17 protein-coding genes are annotated in these 20,350 nt (G+C 54.4%); 9 read left to right on the plus strand and 8 right to left on the minus strand.

Translation table 11 applies throughout. The annotated features are described in order from the left end of the window. Position 1: 1 nt before the first annotated feature. The 6 genes from GO007_RS00550 to GO007_RS00575 form a co-directional block, all read right to left on the minus strand. The gene (locus tag GO007_RS00550) at positions 2-331 is read right to left on the minus strand and encodes a cytochrome o ubiquinol oxidase subunit IV (protein ID WP_041144311.1); all 330 of its coding nucleotides are present in this window, start codon (positions 329-331) and stop codon (positions 2-4) included. Continuing rightward, positions 331-942 (minus strand): cytochrome o ubiquinol oxidase subunit III, encoded by a 612-nt coding sequence (locus GO007_RS00555; protein WP_095094394.1) that lies wholly within the window; start codon positions 940-942, stop codon positions 331-333. Before GO007_RS00555 ends, GO007_RS00550 begins: the two co-directional genes overlap by 1 nt. Continuing rightward, the gene (cyoB, locus tag GO007_RS00560) at positions 932-2,923 is read right to left on the minus strand and encodes a cytochrome o ubiquinol oxidase subunit I (RefSeq protein WP_095094397.1); all 1,992 of its coding nucleotides are present in this window, start codon (positions 2,921-2,923) and stop codon (positions 932-934) included. The genes GO007_RS00555 and cyoB overlap by 11 nt, the downstream gene beginning before the upstream one ends. Positions 2,924-2,942: 19 nt before the next feature. Then, on the minus strand, positions 2,943-3,890 hold the full coding sequence (gene cyoA / locus GO007_RS00565) for a cytochrome o ubiquinol oxidase subunit II (protein ID WP_041144314.1): 948 nt from the start codon (positions 3,888-3,890) through the stop codon (positions 2,943-2,945). Between the two features lie 520 nt (positions 3,891-4,410). Then, the gene (ampG, locus tag GO007_RS00570) at positions 4,411-5,886 is read right to left on the minus strand and encodes a muropeptide MFS transporter AmpG (protein WP_095094399.1); all 1,476 of its coding nucleotides are present in this window, start codon (positions 5,884-5,886) and stop codon (positions 4,411-4,413) included. 45 nt (positions 5,887-5,931) lie between these two features. Then, a complete protein-coding gene (locus tag GO007_RS00575) occupies positions 5,932-6,510 on the minus strand; it encodes a lipoprotein (RefSeq protein WP_004858708.1) in 579 nt (192 codons plus the stop codon). A 302-nt stretch (positions 6,511-6,812) separates the two neighbouring features. On the opposite strand from GO007_RS00575, the gene bolA reads away from it, so the two are divergent. The 9 genes from bolA to GO007_RS00625 all read left to right on the plus strand — a co-directional run bounded on the left by bolA (position 6,813) and on the right by GO007_RS00625 (position 17,290). After that, the gene (gene bolA / locus GO007_RS00580; protein WP_041144317.1) at positions 6,813-7,130 is read left to right on the plus strand and encodes a transcriptional regulator BolA; all 318 of its coding nucleotides are present in this window, start codon (positions 6,813-6,815) and stop codon (positions 7,128-7,130) included. Positions 7,131-7,474: 344 nt separating this feature from the next. Beyond that, positions 7,475-8,773 (plus strand): trigger factor, encoded by a 1,299-nt coding sequence (gene tig, locus GO007_RS00585; protein WP_095094401.1) that lies wholly within the window; start codon positions 7,475-7,477, stop codon positions 8,771-8,773. 359 nt (positions 8,774-9,132) lie between these two features. Beyond that, positions 9,133-9,756: an ATP-dependent Clp endopeptidase proteolytic subunit ClpP gene (clpP, locus tag GO007_RS00590; protein WP_002891804.1), complete on the plus strand. Its 624-nt coding sequence runs from the start codon at positions 9,133-9,135 to the stop codon at positions 9,754-9,756. Positions 9,757-9,888: 132 nt separating this feature from the next. Continuing rightward, positions 9,889-11,163 carry an ATP-dependent protease ATP-binding subunit ClpX gene (gene clpX / locus GO007_RS00595; RefSeq protein ID WP_041144319.1) on the plus strand — a complete coding sequence of 425 codons (1,275 nt, stop codon included), beginning with the start codon at positions 9,889-9,891 and terminating at the stop codon, positions 11,161-11,163. 184 nt (positions 11,164-11,347) lie between these two features. After that, a complete protein-coding gene (lon, locus tag GO007_RS00600; protein WP_095094403.1) occupies positions 11,348-13,702 on the plus strand; it encodes an endopeptidase La in 2,355 nt (784 codons plus the stop codon). A 207-nt stretch (positions 13,703-13,909) separates the two neighbouring features. Next, positions 13,910-14,182, plus strand: a complete 273-nt coding sequence (gene hupB / locus GO007_RS00605) for a nucleoid-associated protein HU-beta (protein WP_002444653.1) — start codon at positions 13,910-13,912, stop codon at positions 14,180-14,182. Between the two features lie 213 nt (positions 14,183-14,395). Continuing rightward, a complete protein-coding gene (ppiD, locus tag GO007_RS00610; protein WP_095094405.1) occupies positions 14,396-16,270 on the plus strand; it encodes a peptidylprolyl isomerase in 1,875 nt (624 codons plus the stop codon). Positions 16,271-16,418: 148 nt separating this feature from the next. Further along, positions 16,419-16,781, plus strand: a complete 363-nt coding sequence (locus GO007_RS00620) for a ComEA family DNA-binding protein (RefSeq protein WP_095094410.1) — start codon at positions 16,419-16,421, stop codon at positions 16,779-16,781. A 110-nt stretch (positions 16,782-16,891) separates the two neighbouring features. After that, positions 16,892-17,290: a YbgC/FadM family acyl-CoA thioesterase gene (locus GO007_RS00625; RefSeq protein WP_095094412.1), complete on the plus strand. Its 399-nt coding sequence runs from the start codon at positions 16,892-16,894 to the stop codon at positions 17,288-17,290. Positions 17,291-17,391: 101 nt separating this feature from the next. On the opposite strand, the gene queC is transcribed toward GO007_RS00625, so the two are convergent. Beyond that, positions 17,392-18,087, minus strand: coding sequence for a 7-cyano-7-deazaguanine synthase QueC (queC, locus tag GO007_RS00630; RefSeq protein ID WP_095094414.1), 696 nt, complete (start codon positions 18,085-18,087; stop codon positions 17,392-17,394). A gap of 66 nt (positions 18,088-18,153) precedes the next feature. Beyond that, the gene (locus GO007_RS00635) at positions 18,154-19,854 is read right to left on the minus strand and encodes an SgrR family transcriptional regulator (protein WP_095094417.1); all 1,701 of its coding nucleotides are present in this window, start codon (positions 19,852-19,854) and stop codon (positions 18,154-18,156) included. Positions 19,855-20,350 lie beyond the last annotated feature (496 nt).

Genomic DNA, 20,350 nt, shown 5'->3' on the forward strand with positions numbered 1-20,350 from the left:
CTTAGTGCATCATCATGTTGTAGTTCAGGTTCCACATAATCCAGATGGAGCCGATAACAACGATAGCAATGATGATTACGGTGAAGATAAACGCGGTCAGGTTCCAACCTTCGTCAGATTTGCTGTTCATGTGCAGGAAGTACACCAGGTGTACCACAATCTGCACAACAGCAGTGACCAGGATAGTTCCCAGAATAGCCGCATGCGATGCGGAGCCACTCATAACCATAGCAAACGGAATGACCGTCAGAATGATCGACAGGATAAAACCTGTCATGTAGCTCTTAACGCTGCCGTGAGAAGCGCCGTTATGATCGGTAGAATGACTCATTACATTGCCCCCATCAGATAAACAACAGAGAACACGCAGATCCACACCACGTCCAGGAAGTGCCAGAACAGGCTCAGGCACATGATACGGGTACGGTTAGTTGGAGTCAGGCCGCGACGCGAAACCTGGAACATCAGCACCGCCATCCAGATAAGACCGGAAGTGACGTGCAGACCGTGCGTGCCTACCAGCGCGAAGAACGCTGACAGGAAGCCGCTGCGATCCGGACCCATACCTTCAACAATCAGATGATGGAATTCATAGAGCTCCATCGCGATGAACCCTGCCCCGAAGAGGAAGGTCAGCGCCAGCCAGGAAACGACCTGGCTCTTGTTGTTTTTGTACATGGCGATAGCCGCCATGCCGTAGGTGATGGAGCTGAACAGCAGCAGAGCAGTTTCAACCAGAACGAACGGCAGTTCGAAAATATCTTTACCGGTCGGGCCGCCCGCAGTGCCGTTCACCAGAACGGCATAAGTGGCGAACAGGCTAGCGAAGATAATGCAGTCGCTCATCAGGTAGATCCAGAAGCCGAATACCTTCATCGGCCCTGTATCGTGATGCCCGTGGTCGTGTCCGTGGGCGTTATGCGCAAGAGTATCAGTTGCCATTTTTCAGCCCCGCTTTGTTAATTTCATCGAAATGCTGACCTTCCAGTTTTTCGACTTCTGCAACCGGCACGTAGTAATCCACGTCTTCGTCAAAGCTCTTAATAATCCAGGTTACAACGATGCCGACAAAGCCAACAATCGCCATCCACCAGATATGCCAGATCATCGCGAAACCAAACACCGTAGCAAAGGCAGCAATAACGATGCCGGCGCCGCTGTTTTTCGGCATATGAATCTCTTCATAGCCTGCAGGTTTCTTGTACGCTTCGCCTTTTTCTTTCATTTCCCAGAACGCATCGCGCTCGTGGACGTTCGGAACGATAGCAAAGTTATAGAACGGCGGAGGTGAAGAGGTTGCCCACTCCAGAGTACGGCCGCCCCACGGGTCACCGGTCAGGTCGCGGTTTTGCTCGCGATCGCGGATAGAGACGTAGAACTGAATCAGCTGGCAGAGGATACCGCAAGCGATCAGCGCCGCGCCGCAGGCTGCAACAACCAGCATCGGGTGGAACTGCGGATCGATTTGCTGGCTCAGACGACGGGTCATCCCCATGAAGCCCAGCACGTACAGCGGCATAAACGCCACGAAGAAGCCGATGATCCAGAACCAGAACGCGCGTACGCCCCAGGTTTCGTTCAGCGTGAAGCCGAAGGCTTTTGGCCACCAGTAGGTCAGACCTGCGAAGCAGCCGAAGACCACGCCACCGATAATAACGTTATGGAAGTGGGCAATCAGGAACAGGCTGTTGTGCAGAACGAAGTCCGCGCCCGGTACCGCCAGCAGTACACCGGTCATGCCGCCTACGGAGAAGGTGACGATGAAGCCGATGGTCCACAGCATGGCAGAGTTCAGGACGATACGTCCCTGGTACATAGTGAACAGCCAGTTGAAGATCTTCACCCCGGTCGGGATGGCGATAATCATGGTTGTAATACCGAAGAAGGCGTTTACGTTCGCGCCAGCACCCATGGTGAAGAAGTGGTGCAGCCAAACGATGAACGACAGAACGGTAATACAAATGGTTGCCCATACCAGCGAGGTATAGCCGAACAGACGCTTACGCGAGAAGGTGGCCGCGATTTCGGAGAACACGCCGAATACCGGCAGAACCAGAATGTACACTTCCGGGTGACCCCAGGCCCAAATCAGGTTGATGTACATCATCATGTTGCCACCCATATCGTTGGTAAAGAAATGGGTGCCCAGGTAGCGGTCCAGGGTCAGCAGCGCGACGGTGACGGTCAGAATTGGGAATGAAGCAATAATCAGGATGTTGGCGCACAGAGATGCCCAGGAGAATACCGGCATCTTGAACATCGTCATGCCAGGGGCACGCATCTTGATAATAGTCACAAAGAAGTTAATACCGGTTAAGGTTGTCCCGATACCGGAGAGCTGGAGAGCCCAGATCCAGTAATCGACCCCAACGCCCGGACTGTATTCGATTCCCGATAGCGGCGGGTAGGCCAGCCAACCGGTCTGCGCGAACTCACCGACGCCCAGAGACAGGTTAACCAGAATTACGCCAACGACGGTGAACCAGAAGCTCAGGTTGTTAAGGAACGGGAATGCCACGTCGCGCGCGCCGAGCTGCAGCGGAACAACGAGGTTCATCAGACCGATAACAAACGGCATCGCTACGAAGAAGATCATGATAACGCCGTGGGCGGTAAAGATCTGATCGTAGTGGTGAGGAGGCAGGAAGCCCGCATCCCCGGCCGAGGCCAGCACCTGCTGGCTACGCATCATGACGGCGTCAGCAAAGCCACGCAGCAGCATAACGATTGCTACGATGACGTACATGATACCGAGTCGTTTGTGGTCAACCGAAGTCAGCCACTCTTTCCATAGGTAGGACCACTTACCGAAGTAAGTGATTGCCGCCAGAAGCGCCAGTCCCCCGATGATGATTGCAGCTACCGTAATCACGATAATAGGTTCGTGATAGGGCACTGCATCCAGTGTTAGTTTTCCGAACATCGTTTTCTTCCTCGGTCCCTTAGTGAGCGGTTTCCGCGTGGCTCATGTCCATGCCTTCCATTCCTTCGTGCGCCGCGTGCTCGCCTTCAGGTTGGGACATGTCCATGCTCTTGCCGTGAGACATGAATTTGCCGATAACGTCTTTAAACAAATCTGGCTTCACGTTAGAGAAGTATTCCACTTTGTTGTATTCGCTAGGCGCAGCCACTTTTTCGAAGGCAGCCATGGAGTCCATGGTGTTCGAAGACTGTTTTACTTTCGCTACCCACTGATCGAAGGATGCACGATCCGGCGTGGCGAGAGCTTTGAACTTCATTCCTGAGAAGCCCGGGCCGCTATAGCTGGCGGAGATACCGTCATAAGTGCCAGTTTCGTTCGCGATGAGGTGCAGCTGAGTCTGCATCCCGGCCATTGCGTAAATCTGGCTGCCTAAACGTGGGATAAAGAACGAGTTCATCACGGAGTTAGAGGTCACTTTGAAGTGTACCGGTACGTTCGCCGGGAAGGCGATTTCGTTGACGGTAGCAATACCCTGTTCCGGATAGATAAAGAACCATTTCCAGTCCATCGAAACAACTTCGATGACGATCGGGTTCTCTTCGTGAGCTAGCGGTTTGCTTGGCTCTAATGCGTGAGTGGTTTTCCAGGTCAGAACGGCCAGGAACAGAATGATCAGGATAGGAACCGTCCAGACCACAGCTTCAACTTTGTTGGAGTGTGACCAGTTCGGGCTATACTTCGCATCTTTATTGCTCGCGCGATACTTCCAGGCAAATCCTACTGCCATTAAGACGGCGGGAATAACGACAATCATCATCAGGCCAAAGGCCGTCAGTATCAAAGAACGTTGCTCCAGTCCAATCTGTCCTTTTGGGTCAAGGAGCGCAGAATCACAACCACTGAGTAATACAGTACCTGCGATTAATGACATCCATCCCAAACTTTTATTGTATTTCCTAAGTCTCATTGAACGACCTCAATTCCACGGAATCTGGTGGCGCTTAAAGTGTGCGGGCATTTTACGGGAAGGTTGCATTACTGTAAACATGATTGGAGCTGTGTCAGTTCCGTGTTAGTGGGTTCTGCTTGCTTTGTCACATATGTAACCGAGTGTGACGCTGTCGCTTGCAAAGCCTGATTTGCGCTGGATCTATAACGAAAGGGATAAGAATGAAGTTACTTATGGGGGAATGAGTATAAACGTCGAGAAAATAGAACAACTAATTAACAATTAATTATCAAATAAAAGACATCGCCGGCGAGGCGAAATAAACGGCCTTTGCTGAATCGTTTAAATTATTTAATGAATTGAATAAAAGTTGTCAATAATTTCCCAAAATGTAAAACGCACAAAACAACAAATGAAAAAAGGAAAATATAAAATCGTTAATAAGCCGTTATAATTACGTTTAGTGATTAAAACGGCTTATTCCCTCCGCCGGGGTATCCCGGACCAGCCGCGCCGCGCTCCGCAGGGCGCGGCTACCCTAAACCAGCTCCGTTTTGCGCAGCGCCAGATAGTCCAGAAGGCTGCCGAGCAAAATACCGCCAACGGCGGTCAGCGCCGCAATCTCCAGCAGGCCGGATAAGAAGGAGAACGAGGTGTAATCGAGGGCATTCAGCACCAGCAGCAGCAGCCATATCGCGAGCATGACGCAGCCGATAGCCAGCACGATCAGGGCCAGCGAATAGGCCTGCGGATAATGCGTTCGCGGCATAAACCTCTCCGTGCGCTGGGTATGTTCCAGCGTGCGCCTGCAGATAAGCAGCAGCACGATGCCGGGAACGGCCGCCACGACCGAGAAGAGATAAAACGTCGGCCAGCCGTGGGCTTCAACAAACCAGCCGGCAATCGGCCCGACGTACACGCGCCCGACGGCGGAGAGCGCCGACAGCAGCGCAAACTGGGTGGCGGAGAACGATTTATTGCACAGCGTCATTAACAGCGCGACAAACGCCGCGGTACCCATCCCGCCGCACAGATTTTCGAAAAATACCGCCGTGGCCATCGAGTAAATATGCTTATCGGTAATCGACAGCAGCCAGTAGCCGGCGTTGGAGACCCCCTGCAGCAGACCGAAAATAAGCAGAGCGCGGAACAGGGTCAGGCGCTGCATTAACACGCCGCCGTACAGGGCGCCGATGATAGTGGCAAACAGCCCCAGCGTTTTATTCACCATCCCGACCTCACCGGCGTCAAAACCGACGCCGCGGATCAAAAAGGTGGTCGTCAGGCTCATTGCAAAAGCATCGCCGAGCTTATAAAGGACGATTAACAGCAGGATCAGCCAGGCGTTGTTGCGGCCGAAGAAATCGCGGAGCGGTTCCGCGACGGCCTGCTCAAGGCTTTTCGGTACCGGGATCGCGTCGTCAGGCTCCGGCGCCAGCAGGGTGGCGATGATGCACGGGATCAGCAGCGCGGCCATCAGCCAGTACATGCCCTGCCAGCCCAGCCAGCGGTCGGCCAGCCATAGCGCCAGGCCGCCGGAAACCAGCATGCCCAGACGGTAGCCCAGCACGCTAACCGCGGCGCCGGCTCCGCGCTCTTCGGCGGCCAGAATGTCGGTTTTCCACGCGTCGAAGACGATATCCTGCGAGGCGGAACAGAAGGCAATAACTACCGCCAGCGCCGCCATCCAGCGCAGCTGCGTCGAGGGTTCAAGGAAACCCATAGCCGCGATGGCGATGAGCAGCAGAAACTGGGTCGTCAGCAGCCAGCCGCGGCGTCTGCCGAGAAACGGCGGCGTGTAGCGGTCCATCACCGGCGACCAAAGGAACTTAAAGACGTAGGCCTGGCCGACGAGCGAAAAGAAACCGATGGTTTTCAGATCGATATTCTCGACGGTCATCCACGCCTGCAGCGTGCCGGAGGTGAGGGCGAGAGGCAAACCGGAAGCAAAGCCAAGGATCAGCAAAATAGCTGATTTAGGCTGCTGAAAAATACGTAAGTAGTGACTGGACATGGGCCTGTAGCACGGACCCGGCCAGCGGCCGGGTCCGTGATTTTATTAACGCGCGTTTTGCTTGATGAAGTCGTGGATGCTGGTGTCCTGCGCCATGTCGGCGATAGTGTCGGTCAGAACGCTGTTAACAGCATTGGCAATATTCTGGTTGGAGGCCTGGAATGCACCTTCCACGGAATAGCTTGCGCGATAGTTTTTGGTCATCTTCGTGCCGTTCGCCGCGGTGGCGATGATGGCGATATCCGCTTTCGTGGCGATGTTGTAACGCACGTTGCCCTGGGAAACGTCGGCGTACAGTTTATTCACGATGATTTGCAGATCGACGGCGCCGTTCGGCCCAATCATATAGCCGCGCGCGGTCATCTGTTTCTCCAGCACTTCCTGCAGCAGGAAGCGGAGATCGCGGGAGGCCGTCAGCGTCACCTGCTGGTTATCGCGGGTCACTTTGGCCAGGGCCTGATCCGGACGCTGATCCGCGCCGTTGATGCTGACGGTCACGCCCATCAGGCTCGGGTCCTGCTGCGGCAGGGACATTTTCGGCGATACATCAATAGTGGTCGGCGGTGTGGCGCATCCTGCCAGCATAAACATTGCGACCAGCGGGAAAAGAATTTTCTTAAACATGTTCAGGGGTCTCAAGGCATGGTGTTGTGATGAGGAAATTGCCGTCATCATAACATCGCCAACGGCGAGGGGAAGTGGCAACGTATGTAAATTCATCGCGTTGTGCGTTTTCTGGCCTTCTTCCCATTTTTATGGCGATCCAGACGGACATTACGGCATACAGAGCCAGTAAACTTGATACTTTTGAATGAAAATATAAGAGAAATGCTAATTTTTTGTTGTTTTCCGGTAATGGAAACGGTAAAAGCGGCTAACATTTAAAAGGAATGGCGGCATCCCAGCGTTGTCGGAGGAGAAAATTCATGATGATACGTGAACAGATCGAAGCAAAACTTAGGGCAGCGTTCGACCCCGTGTATCTCGAAGTCGTGGATGAAAGTTATCGCCACAATGTTCCCGCGGGCTCCGAAAGTCATTTTAAAGTGGTGTTGGTGAGCGATCGTTTCACCGGCGAGCGTTTTCTCAGCCGTCACCGTATGATCTACGGTACGTTGACCGAGGAGCTGTCAGGCCCCGTGCACGCGCTGGCGCTGCATACCTATACGATTAAAGAGTGGGAAGGACTCCAGGACACCGTCTTTGCTTCCCCTGCCTGTCGTGGAGCCGGAAGCATCGCGTAGAAATCCCATTTGCAACCGCCGGAGCTTTTCCAGTATGTTGCGTGAAGATTTATCAGAAAACGGCCTACGGGCCGTTTTATTTTGCCTGGAAATTGTGCGCTATGGTCACTTTTACAGGTAAATTTGCGCGAGAAATGTGAAAAATGCCGCAGCAGTGGGCGACAACCGTTCTCGACTCACAAAAGTGATGCCGCTATAATGCCGCGTCTTATATGAATGTCTTCGGGATGATTCTGACGACAGGGAATGTGTTTCTGAAGTGAAGAGGGCATCCCGGTTCTGCGAAGCAACCTACACGCGCTTCCAGAGTTGACCGAGCACTGTGATTTTTTTGAGGTAACAAGATGCAAGTTTCAGTTGAAACCACTCAGGGCCTTGGGCGCCGTGTAACGATTACTATCGCTGCTGACAGCATCGAGAATGCTGTCAAAAGTGAGCTGGTCAACGTAGCGAAAAAAGTTCGCATTGACGGCTTCCGCAAGGGTAAAGTGCCGATGAATGTTGTCGCTCAGCGTTATGGCGCATCCGTTCGCCAGGACGTGCTGGGCGATCTGATGAGCCGTCACTTCGTTGACGCGATCATCAAAGAGAAAATCAATCCGGCTGGCGCACCGAACTATGTACCGGGCGAATACAAGCTGGGTGAAGACTTCACCTACGCGGTAGAATTCGAAGTTTACCCGGAAGTTGAACTGCAGGGTCTGGACGCGATCGAAGTTGAAAAACCGGTTGTTGAAGTGACCGAAGCTGACGTCGACACCATGCTGGACACCCTGCGTAAGCAGCAGGCGAACTGGAAAGACAAAGACGGCGCTGTTGATGCAGAAGACCGTGTAACCATCGACTTCAGCGGTTCTGTTGATGGCGAAGAGTTCGAAGGCGGCAAAGCCTCTGATTTCGTACTGGCGATGGGCCAGGGTCGTATGATCCCGGGCTTTGAAGACGGTATCAAAGGCCACAAAGCTGGCGAAGAGTTCACTATCGAAGTGACCTTCCCGGAAGAATACCATGCGGAAACTCTGAAAGGTAAAGCGGCTAAGTTCGTTATTAACCTGAAGAAAGTGGAAGAGCGTGAGCTGCCGGAACTGACTGCAGAATTCATCAAACGTTTCGGCGTTGAAGATGGTTCCGTAGAAGGTCTGCGCGCTGAAGTGCGTAAAAACATGGATCGCGAGCTGAAAGGCGCCGTGCGTAACCGCGTGAAGACTCAGGCTATCGAAGGTCTGGTGAAGGCTAACGAAATCGACGTTCCTGCAGCACTGATCGACAGCGAAATCGACGTTCTGCGTCGTCAGGCTGCTCAGCGCTTTGGCGGTAACGAAAACCAGGCTCTGGAACTGCCGCGTGAGCTGTTCGAAGAGCAGGCTAAACGCCGCGTTGTTGTTGGCCTGCTGCTGGGCGAAGTGATTCGTACCAACGAGCTGAAAGCTGACGAAGATCGCGTGAAAGGCCTGATCGAAGAGATGGCTTCTGCTTACGAAGATCCGAAAGAAGTTGTTGAGTTCTATAGCAAAAACAACGAACTGATGGATAACATGCGTAACGTCGCTCTGGAAGAGCAGGCTGTTGAAGCGGTACTGGCGAAAGCTAAAGTATCCGAGAAAGCGACCTCCTTCAGCGAACTGATGAACCAGCAGGCGTAATTTCGCCCGGCGGTTTAAGGTTCGAGCAAAACCCGTTGCCGAGAGGCTGCGGGTTTTTTTTTAGAACAATGATAGCGTTAGGGCGAGTGCGAAAAGCCGATTTCAGTGATAGCGTTACGACAAAAGATTGTTATGCTTGAATTATGGCGACGTCGCCCCCATTACCGGGGAACGTAACTGCACGCGTGAAATCATGCATAATGACGAAGCGTGTCTTTCCGCCATCGTTGAGGACGCAGGAATTCAGCTTAAGCAGCGGTAATTCACATGATGACGGGCAGAAGACTCTGGCTGATAATCCGTCCATAAGGTTACAATCAGTGCAGCAGGTTTATTCAAAATTAATCCAGGAGACGGAAATGTCATACAGTGGCGAACGAGATAACTTTGCACCCCATATGGCCCTGGTGCCGATGGTCATCGAACAGACCTCGCGCGGTGAACGTTCTTTTGATATCTATTCCCGTCTGCTCAAGGAGCGCGTCATTTTTCTGACCGGCCAGGTGGAAGACCACATGGCGAACCTGATCGTGGCGCAGATGCTTTTTCTGGAAGCAGAAAACCCGGAAAAAGACATTTACCTGTACATTAACTCTCCGGGCGGGGTGATTACCGCCGGGATGTCGATTTACGACACCATGCAGTTCATCAAGCCTGACGTGAGCACCATTTGTATGGGCCAGGCTGCGTCCATGGGCGCGTTCCTGCTGACCGCAGGGGCGAAAGGCAAGCGTTTCTGCCTGCCGAACTCCCGCGTGATGATCCACCAGCCGCTGGGCGGCTATCAGGGTCAGGCAACGGATATCGAAATTCACGCCCGTGAAATCCTGAAAGTGAAGGGGCGCATGAATGAACTGATGGCACACCATACGGGTCAATCCCTTGAGCAGATCGAGCGCGACACCGAGCGTGACCGCTTCCTTTCTGCAGCTGAAGCGGTGGAATACGGCCTGGTCGATTCCATTTTGACCCATCGTAATTGATGCCCCTGGCGCAAGGGGGCCGCTATACTTGTCTGAAGTAGGACGGCACAACGCTTACCAGCGGCTTGCGCCTGAGAATGGCATTTGCGTCGTCGTGTGCGGCACAAAGAACTTAATAAGAGGTTTGGACTCATGACAGATAAACGCAAAGATGGATCGGGCAAATTGTTGTATTGCTCTTTTTGCGGCAAAAGCCAGCATGAAGTGCGTAAGCTGATTGCCGGGCCATCCGTGTATATCTGCGACGAATGCGTTGATTTATGTAACGACATCATTCGCGAAGAGATTAAAGAAGTCGCGCCGCATCGCGAGCGCAGTGCACTGCCGACTCCACACGAGATTCGCCACCATCTTGACGATTACGTTATCGGCCAGGAACCGGCGAAAAAAGTGCTGGCAGTAGCGGTATACAACCACTACAAGCGCCTGCGCAATGGCGATACCAGCAACGGCGTGGAGCTGGGTAAAAGCAACATTCTGCTGATTGGGCCAACGGGCTCCGGTAAGACCCTGCTGGCGGAAACGCTGGCTCGCCTGCTGGATGTACCGTTCACCATGGCTGACGCCACCACCCTGACCGAAGCCGGTTATGTGGGTGAGGACGTCGAAAACATCATCCAGAAACTGCTGCAGAAATGCGATTACGACGTGCAGAAAGCGCAGCGCGGCATCGTTTATATCGATGAAATCGACAAAATTTCCCGTAAATCGGATAACCCGTCGATTACCCGCGATGTTTCCGGTGAAGGCGTGCAGCAGGCGCTGCTGAAGCTTATCGAAGGCACCATTGCCGCCGTTCCGCCTCAGGGCGGGCGCAAGCACCCGCAGCAGGAGTTCTTGCAGGTTGATACCTCCAAGATCCTGTTTATCTGCGGCGGTGCGTTTGCCGGCCTGGATAAAGTGATTTCTCATCGCGTAGAGACCGGTTCTGGAATTGGTTTCGGCGCGACGGTTAAAGCTAAGTCCGACAAGGCCAGCGAAGGCGAGCTGCTGTCTCAGGTTGAGCCGGAAGATCTGATCAAGTTTGGTCTGATCCCTGAGTTTATCGGCCGTCTGCCGGTGGTCGCAACGCTGAATGAGCTGAGCGAAGACGCGCTGATTCAGATCCTGAAAGAGCCGAAAAACGCCCTGACCAAGCAGTATCAGGCGCTGTTCAATCTTGAAGGCGCTGAGCTGGAGTTCCGTGATGAAGCGCTGGACGCTATCGCCAAGAAAGCGATGGCGCGTAAAACCGGCGCCCGTGGCCTGCGTTCTATCGTAGAAGCGGCCCTGCTCGATACCATGTACGACCTTCCGTCGATGGAAGACGTCGAAAAAGTGGTGATCGACGCCTCGGTTATCGACGGGCAAAGCAAGCCGCTGCTGATTTACGGGAAACCGGAAGCGCAGCAGGCGTCTGGTGAATAATTAGCCAACTCGCTCAAGCAGTTAACCAAAAAGGGGGGATTTTATCTCCCCTTTTATTTTTCCTGCATTCCTGCCGTTGAATGTGTGGATTACATCCCCATATACTGGATTACATATTAACGGCGACGCGATCAAGAGTCGTGCCGCTGGCTACCTGGCGGACTTTAAACTAAGAGAGAGCTCTATGAATCCTGAGCGTTCTGAACGCATTGAAATCCCCGTATTGCCGTTGCGCGATGTGGTGGTTTATCCGCACATGGTCATACCCCTGTTTGTAGGGCGGGAAAAATCTATCCGTTGTCTTGAAGCGGCTATGGACCATGATAAAAAAATCATGCTGGTTGCGCAGAAAGAAGCTTCAACGGATGAGCCGGGTGTAAATGATCTTTTCACCGTCGGGACCGTGGCGTCAATTTTACAGATGCTGAAGCTGCCTGATGGCACGGTAAAAGTGCTGGTTGAAGGCCTGCAGCGGGCGCGTATTTCCGCGTTATCCGATGACGGAGAGCATTTTTCAGCGAAAGCGGAGTACCTTGAATCGCCTGCTATTGAAGAGCGCGAGCAGGAAGTCCTGGTTCGCACGGCTATCGGTCAGTTTGAAGGCTACATCAAGCTGAACAAAAAAATCCCACCAGAAGTGCTGACGTCGCTGAATAGCATCGACGATCCCGCGCGTCTGGCGGACACCATCGCGGCGCACATGCCGCTGAAGCTGGCGGACAAACAGTCCGTGCTGGAGATGTCCGACGTTAACGAACGTCTGGAGTATCTGATGGCGATGATGGAATCAGAAATCGATCTGCTGCAGGTTGAGAAACGCATTCGCAACCGCGTTAAAAAGCAGATGGAAAAGTCCCAGCGTGAGTACTATCTGAATGAGCAGATGAAGGCCATCCAGAAAGAGCTCGGCGAGATGGACGATGCCCCGGACGAAAACGAAGCGTTGAAGCGTAAAATCGACGCGGCGAAAATGCCGAAAGAGGCTAAAGAAAAAACCGAAGCGGAACTGCAAAAGCTGAAGATGATGTCGCCGATGTCGGCGGAAGCCACCGTCGTACGCGGCTACATCGACTGGATGGTTCAGGTGCCGTGGAACGCCCGCAGCAAGGTCAAAAAAGATCTGCGCCAGGCTCAGGAGATCCTCGATACCGACCACTACGGTCTGGAACGCGTGAAGGATCGTATTCTTGAGTACCTCGCAGTGCAGAGCCGCGTGAATAAGCTCAAAGGGCCGATCCTGTGCCTGGTTGGGCCGCCGGGGGTAGGTAAAACCTCTCTGGGTCAATCCATCGCCAAAGCCACCGGACGTAAATACGTGCGTATGGCGCTGGGCGGCGTGCGTGATGAAGCGGAAATTCGCGGTCACCGCCGGACCTACATCGGCTCAATGCCGGGTAAACTGATCCAGAAAATGGCGAAAGTGGGGGTTAAAAACCCGCTGTTCCTGCTTGATGAGATCGACAAAATGTCCTCCGACATGCGCGGCGATCCGGCATCGGCTCTGCTGGAAGTGTTGGATCCTGAACAGAACGTGGCCTTTAACGACCACTACCTGGAAGTGGACTACGATCTGAGCGACGTGATGTTTGTGGCGACCTCTAACTCCATGAATATCCCGGCGCCGCTGCTTGACCGTATGGAAGTGATTCGTCTCTCCGGCTATACCGAAGATGAAAAGCTGAACATCGCAAAACAGCATCTGCTGTCGAAGCAAATTGAGCGTAACGCGCTGAAGAAAGGCGAACTGACCGTTGAAGACAGCGCGATCGTCGGCATCATTCGCTATTACACCCGTGAAGCGGGCGTGCGTGGCCTGGAGCGTGAAATCTCCAAACTGTGCCGTAAGGCGGTTAAACAGCTGCTGCTGGATAAATCGCTCAAGCACATCACCATCAACGGCGATAACCTGCACGACTTCCTCGGCGTTCAGCGCTTTGACTACGGTCGTGCGGATAGCGAAAACCGCGTAGGTCAGGTGACCGGCCTGGCGTGGACGGAAGTAGGCGGCGATCTGCTGACCATCGAAACCGCCTGCGTTCCGGGTAAAGGCAAGCTCACCTACACCGGTTCGCTCGGCGAAGTGATGCAGGAGTCCATTCAGGCAGCGCTGACCGTGGTGCGTTCTCGTGCGGATAAACTGGGTATTAACTCAGATTTCTACGAAAAACGTGATATCCACGTCCACGTTCCGGAAGGGGCGACGCCGAAAGATGGCCCAAGCGCCGGTATTGCAATGTGTACCGCGCTGGTCTCCTGTCTGACGGGCAATCCGGTACGCGCAGATGTCGCCATGACCGGGGAAATTACCCTGCGTGGCCAGGTGCTGCCAATCGGTGGACTGAAGGAAAAACTGCTGGCGGCACACCGCGGCGGCATTAAGACTGTTCTGATTCCTGACGAAAACAAACGTGACCTTGAAGAAATTCCAGATAACGTTATCGCCGATTTAGATATCCATCCGGTGAAACGAATCGAAGAAGTTCTGACACTTGCGCTGCAGAACGAGCCGTTCGGCATGCAGGTTGCCACGGCGAAATAGTGATTTCGCGCAAATTGCGCTAAGAAAAGTAGGGCTGGTAAGTAAATTCGTGCTTGCCAGCCTTTTTTTGTGTAGCTAACTTAGATCGCTGGCAGGGGGTCATCTACAACTCTGTTGTAAGGGCATGACAGTCCTGATATAACTGCTGCGCGGTCGCGCCACGAAGGATTCTGGTGCGATATAAATTATAAAGAGAGGAAGAGAACAGTGAATAAATCTCAACTGATTGACAAAATTGCTGCGGGTGCGGACATTTCTAAAGCTGCAGCCGGACGTGCGTTAGATGCTTTAATTGCTTCTGTTACTGAATCTCTGCAGGCTGGGGATGACGTTGCGCTGGTAGGTTTTGGTACTTTTGCTGTTAAAGAGCGTGCTGCCCGTACCGGTCGCAACCCGCAAACAGGTAAAGAAATTACTATTGCCGCTGCTAAAGTTCCGGGTTTCCGTGCTGGTAAAGCGCTGAAAGACGCGGTCAACTGATCGGCTTCCCGTCAGGGAATTTGACGAAGTACAAGGGCGCATCGCGAGATGTGCCTTTTTTATTTGTCCAGAACGCGACTTTATCTGTGTTTGCGTACACTTGTGGGCTGACAATCACCCCATTTTCTTGTCAAAATAGGTCCTCACGCGCGGCGGCCATCACGTGCTATGCTGCGCGAGCTAAAGTCATCTACAGCGGAGCGTTGTTACACCATGATGGACAACCTACGCACGGCCGCCAACAGCGTCGTGCTCAAGATTATTTTCGGTATCATCATTGTCTCGTTCATTTTGACCGGGGTGAGTGGTTACCTGATTGGCGGCAGCAGCAACTATGCCGCGAAAGTTAATGACCAGGAGATTGGTCGCTCGCAGTTTGAAAATGCCGTTGCCAGCGAACGTAATCGTATGCAGCAGCAGCTCGGCGACCAGTTCTCTGAACTGGCGGCCAACGAAAACTACATGAAAACCATGCGTCAGCAGGTGCTGAACCGCCTGATCGACGAATCGCTGCTTGACCAGTACGCGCGTGAACTCGGCCTGAGCGTCAGCGATGCCCAGGTGAAGCAGGCCATCTTCCAGACCCAGGCCTTCCAGTCTAACGGCAAATTTGATAACGAACGTTTTGGCGGCATCGTTAGTCAGATGGGCATGACCACCGACCAGTACGCCCAGGCATTGCGCAACCAGCTGACGACTCAGCAGCTGATCAACGCCGTTGCCGGTACCGACTTCATGCTGCCGGGCGAATCCGATCAGCTGGCGGCGCTGGTTTCTCAGCAGCGCGTGGTGCGTGAAGCAACGATTGACGTCAACGCGCTGGCGGCGAAGCAGACGGTGACCGACGCGGAAGTCGAGGCCTACTATCAGCAGAACCAGGCGCGCTTCATGGCGCCGGAGCAGTTCCGCGTGAGCTACATCAAAATGGATGCAGCGAGCATGCAGGAGAACGCTTCTGACGCGGAAATTCAATCCTGGTACGACCAGCATCAGGATCAGTTCACTCAGCCGCAGCGTAACCGCTACAGCGTGATTCAGACGAAGACCGAAGCTGATGCGCAGGCCGTACTGGACGAACTGAAAAAAGGCGCCGATTTCGCGACGCTGGCGAAAGAAAAATCTACCGACATTATCTCTGCCCGCAACGGCGGCGATATGGGCTGGCTGGAAGATGCGGCAACGGTTCCCGAGCTGAAAGATGCCGGGCTGAAAGAAAAAGGTCAGCTCTCCGGCGTGATCAAATCTTCCGTGGGTTTCCTGGTCGTGCGCCTGGCTGACGTTCAGCCTGCGCAGGTTAAACCGCTGGCCGACGTTCGTGCGGATATCGCAGCGAAAGTTAAGCAGGAAAAAGCGCTTGATGCGTACTACGCGCTGCAGCAGAAGGTGAGCGATGCCGCCAGCAACGATAACGAATCTCTGGCCGGCGCAGCACAGGCAGCGGACGTTAAAGTTGTCGAAACGGGCTGGTTCGGACACGACAACCTGCCGGAAGAGCTGAACTTTAAGCCGGTCTCCGACGCTATCTTTAACGGTGGCCTGGTGGGCGAAAACGGCGCACCGGGAAGCAACTCCGATATCATCACCGTTGATGGCGACCGCGCCTTTGTGCTGCGCATCAGCGAGCATAAAGCGGAAGCCGTTAAACCGCTGGCGGAAGTCAAAGCGCAGGTTACCGATATCGTTAAGCACACCAAAGCTGAGCAGCAGGCTAAGCTCGATGCGGACAAACTGCTGGCTGCCCTGAAAGACGGCAAAGGCGATGACGCGATGAAGGCCGCGGGCTTAAGCTTTGGTGCGGCGCAGACGCTGGCGCGTACCGGTCAGGATCCGCTGAGCCAGGCCGCGTTCGCTCTGCCGCTGCCGCAGGAAGGTAAAGCAAGCTACGGCGTGGGCAGCGATGCGAACGGTAACGTGGTACTGCTGGCTCTGGATGCCGTTAAAGCAGGCGACATGCCGGCTGAGCAGAAACAAGCTATGGTGCAGGGTATTACGCAAAACAATGCCCAGATTGCTTTCGAAGCGCTGATGAGCAGCCTGCGTAAATCAGCGAAAATTAAGCTCGGCGATATTGTCGACCAGCAGCAGTAATTTCGCGAGCACTCGCAAAAGCAAGTAACGTAATGCAATCCCCAAAGGCCGCTTTCGCGGCCTTTTCCATTTCTGGCATTCGCCTTTTGTACTCCTTTTTTCCGCTCGCTATCGTGGCCTTGCTGTCTACAAAAAAGGAGAACACAGCATGAAACCAAGAGTTAAAGCGTTCGTTGTTGCCGCCGCATTACTTTGCGCTGCGGGAAGCCCGATAGCGCTGGGGGCGCCTGCCGACGGTAAGGCGTCGGTGGCGACAGGTAAGGAGAGTCTGCGGGCTAAAGCGCCCGACTCAGCCAAAGTGGCGGAGTCTGGGTCGGGGAAGGTCAGCATCAATAGCGCCAGCGCGCAGGACCTGATGGAGGCGCTGAACGGCGTCGGTCTGAAGAAAGCGCAGGGGATTGTGAGCTATCGCGAAGAGTTCGGGCCGTTTAAAACTATCGACGATCTCAAACAGGTTCCCGGAATGGGGCATGCGCTGGTAGAGCGCAACCTGTCACATCTGACCTTGTAATTTTGCATCGGGGGGTTGCAGCAGCGTAAATCTTTGCCAGACTAAAGAGGTTACACAAGTGGTGTGACCTCTTACCTCATCAATGATAATAAGACGAAGGCACTTGCGCTATGCAGACACAAATCAAAGTTCGCGGCTATCACCTGGATGTTTACCAGCACGTTAATAATGCCCGCTATCTCGAATTCCTCGAGGAGGCGCGCTGGGATGGCCTGGAAAACAGCGCGGCGTTCCACTGGCTCACCGCGCGCAATATCGCGTTTGTGGTCGTGAACATTAATATTAACTATCGCCGTCCGGCGGTCCTCGGAGATGTGCTAACCGTCACCAGCCACCTGCAGCAGCTGAATGGCAAAAGCGGCACATTAAGCCAGACGGTAACCCTGAACCCCGAAGGGGAAGTGGTCGCCGATGCGATGATTACCTTTGTCTGTATCGATTTGAAAACTCAGAAGGCGCTGCCGCTGGACGGTGAGCTGCGCGAAAAGCTCGAGCAGATGGAGCTGTAGCGGCAAGGGCCGGCGCGCATATTTCCCGCCACGCGCCGACCCTAATATGGACCTGTAACCCCGCTAAGCGAAGCGCGAGCGGGGGAAGCGTCTGGCGATGCTTACTGCAACCCTGTTTTTTGCTTCATCAGCGCCATGACGCCGACCTTATCGTCCTGGTACTGATTCAGGCCATTGGCGCGCAGGTTACAGGAGGCACACTGCCCGCAGCCGTCACCCTTAATTCCGTTATAGCAGGTCAGGGTTTCGGTACGGATCAGCTCCAGCTGGCCCCAGTAGTCGGCCAGCGCCCAGGTCTCAGCCTTGTTGAGCCACATCAGCGGCGTTTCAAAGCGGATATCTTTTGCCATGCCTAGATTAACGGCGTGGTTGAGCGCTTTCACGAACTCGTCCCGACAGTCTGGATAGCCGGAGAAGTCGGTCTCGCAAACGCCGGTGATAATCGCTTCGGCTTTAACCTGATAAGCGTAGATCGCCGTCAGGGTTAAAAAGAGGATATTACGCCCGGGAACGAAGGTATTCGGAATCCCGCTGGCGTCCGGTTCGTAGTCCGGAACCGGAATGCTGTCGCGGGTCAGGCTGCTCACGGCAAGTTCGTTAAGCAGGGTCACGTCCAGCACTTTATGAGCGACGGCGCCCAGCTTTAGCGCCAGCTCGCGAGCGACGTCGATTTCTGCGCGGTGGCGCTGCCCATAGTCAAAAGTGACGCAGTGCACTTCGTCATACTGTTTCAGAGCCTGCACCAGACAGGTCGTTGAATCTTGTCCTCCGCTGAAGACAACTACGGCGCGTTTCATGGTCATTCCTGGCTATTAAAATGAAAGCGGTATGGTAGCGCTTGATGAGCGCGGCGACCAGCTTCATCACGCCGATGAAGCCGGCAGCCAGGCGCTGGCGAAATCGAACCAGCCGCGCGCGTTAAGGCGCAGGCCGTTAACCCCCGGCGGAGCGCTAATGCGATAATTATAATTGAACAGCGGCGTCATGATGGCATCGTCCATCAACCTGTTGAATACGTTACGCAAGGCATCGTTACGGCTGCGCTCATCCGGCTGCATCTGTACCGCATCAAGCGTTGCCTGCAAATGAGCATACTGCGCCCCGGTCAGCAGGTTTGGCCACATGCTGTCGCAGCGTAGCCACTGCTCCAGGGTATATTCCGGCGCTTCACCGATCAGGCGATCGCCCATGATCAAATCCGCCCGCGCCAGTTCCTGGCAGCCGTCCCAGTTTTTGGCATCGTGAAAAATAAGCGTCAGGTCACAGCCGAGTTCGCTCAGCCGCTGACGTAGCTGTTCGGCCATCGTATGCAGCTCAACCGGCAGATGGTAGAGCAGGGTAAGCCGTTCGGGCAGCGCGACCTGGCGGTTTTCAGGCTCCTGCGGAATTGACCATCCGGGCAGCACTTCGTTGCTGGGGGTAATCAGATCTTCGTCCAGCGGCAGCGTTTCCAGCAGCGAGGAGCGATGAATAAGCGCCACCAGCCGCTGGGCCTGGGCTTTACTCAGACGAGGGCTTTGGCGCAGCGTCAGGTAGCAAAAGCCCAGGCTAATGCTGTTGCTGACCTGACGAAGATGAGCCAGCTCATCGGCATCGCCAATCGTTATCTGCACCGGATGACGGCAGCTGGTGCCTAAATCCTGCTCAAAAAGCTGCGGAGTGATCCAATATTCGACGGCCTGGATGAGCGGATGATTCAGATGATAGCGGGGATGATTCTCCAGCCGCACCAGCTCTGGACTCAGCAGCTTGAGGCGAAACGGGCCGCTGCCGATCGTCGGATCGTCGGGATGCGCGAGGACGCTGCAATAGCTGGCAAGGCGAAACGGCAGCCAGTAATCCGGGCGATGCAGCGTGATAGTCAGGCGCTGAGCGTGGGTAACATCAATCCGGCTGATGCTGGCGAAGAGCGTACGCAATGCCGGTATATTGAGCAGCATCAGCAGACGCTGCCGTAGCTGAGGGGTCTCTATCGGGTCGCCGTTGTGCCAGAACAGCGTCGAGCGGATGTAAAAATGCCAACGCAATCCGTCTGCCGAGACTTGCCAGTGATGAGCCAGGTCCCCCATCGGGCAGGTACTTTGCGCATCAAAACGCAGTAAACCGGAAAATATCTGCCCGGCGAGGTGCTGCTCCGCTCGGCCGGGTAAAAAGCCGGGCCGCAGCGGTTCGAGCGGGCGATAGTAGGGGATACGCAGGGTCGGCGTATTGTTCTGCCACTGGCCGCCGAGGAACGGCGACAGCAGCGCTTTAAGATCGACCGGCGCCAGCTGGGCCAGCTCCAGCGCATTTTTCTGCTGTCCGCTATTTAGCGCCAGCTCCATCATCTCGTTACGCAGCATCTCTGGCGAGGTGTGAAAAAGAAGGGTGCCGCGCTTTCCACGCCCGGAGCTGGCCTGCCAGCTCAGCCAGCCGGCGTCCTGCGCCTGGCGCAACAGCGTGCGGATATGGCGTTCGCTGCAAAAACAGCGCTCCGCCAGCTCGCCAACGGTGACCTGCTGCGGGGCGCCGGAAGAGGGCAGCCAGAGGCGCTGGTACTGGTTCAGCCTGTTCAGTAATCTCATATACACTTCATCCTTCAACCTGCCTCTGCGTTGGCTGCGCTTACTCACCCCAGTCACTTACTGGCGTAAGCTCCTGGGGATTCGCGCACTTGCCGCCTTGATGCAGGCCGAATGATGTTGTGTATATTCACCTCACCTGACAAGGCAATCTCTGTGTTGCTTGCAATTGCTCACCCCAGTCACTTACTGGCGTAAGCTCCTGGGGATTCGCGCACTTGCCGCCTTGATGCAGGCCGAATGATTTTGTGTATATTCACCTCACCTGACAAGGCTGTCTCTGTGTTGCTTGCAATTGCTCACCCCAGTCACTTACTGGCGTAAGCTCCTGGGATTCGCGTACTTGCCGCCTTGATGCAGGCCGAATGATTTTGTGTATATTCACTTCACCTGACAAGGCTGTCTCTGCGCTGGTTATGTTGCTTGTATTGCTTGCGGCGATTACCCGACCCATCCTTCGGCCTCGTCCATTTGGGGCCTGCGCAAGCGTGGTTTATAA

This window comes from Klebsiella sp. 10-1 (assembly GCF_009758445.1).
Taxonomy (GTDB): domain Bacteria; phylum Pseudomonadota; class Gammaproteobacteria; order Enterobacterales; family Enterobacteriaceae; genus Klebsiella; species Klebsiella scottii.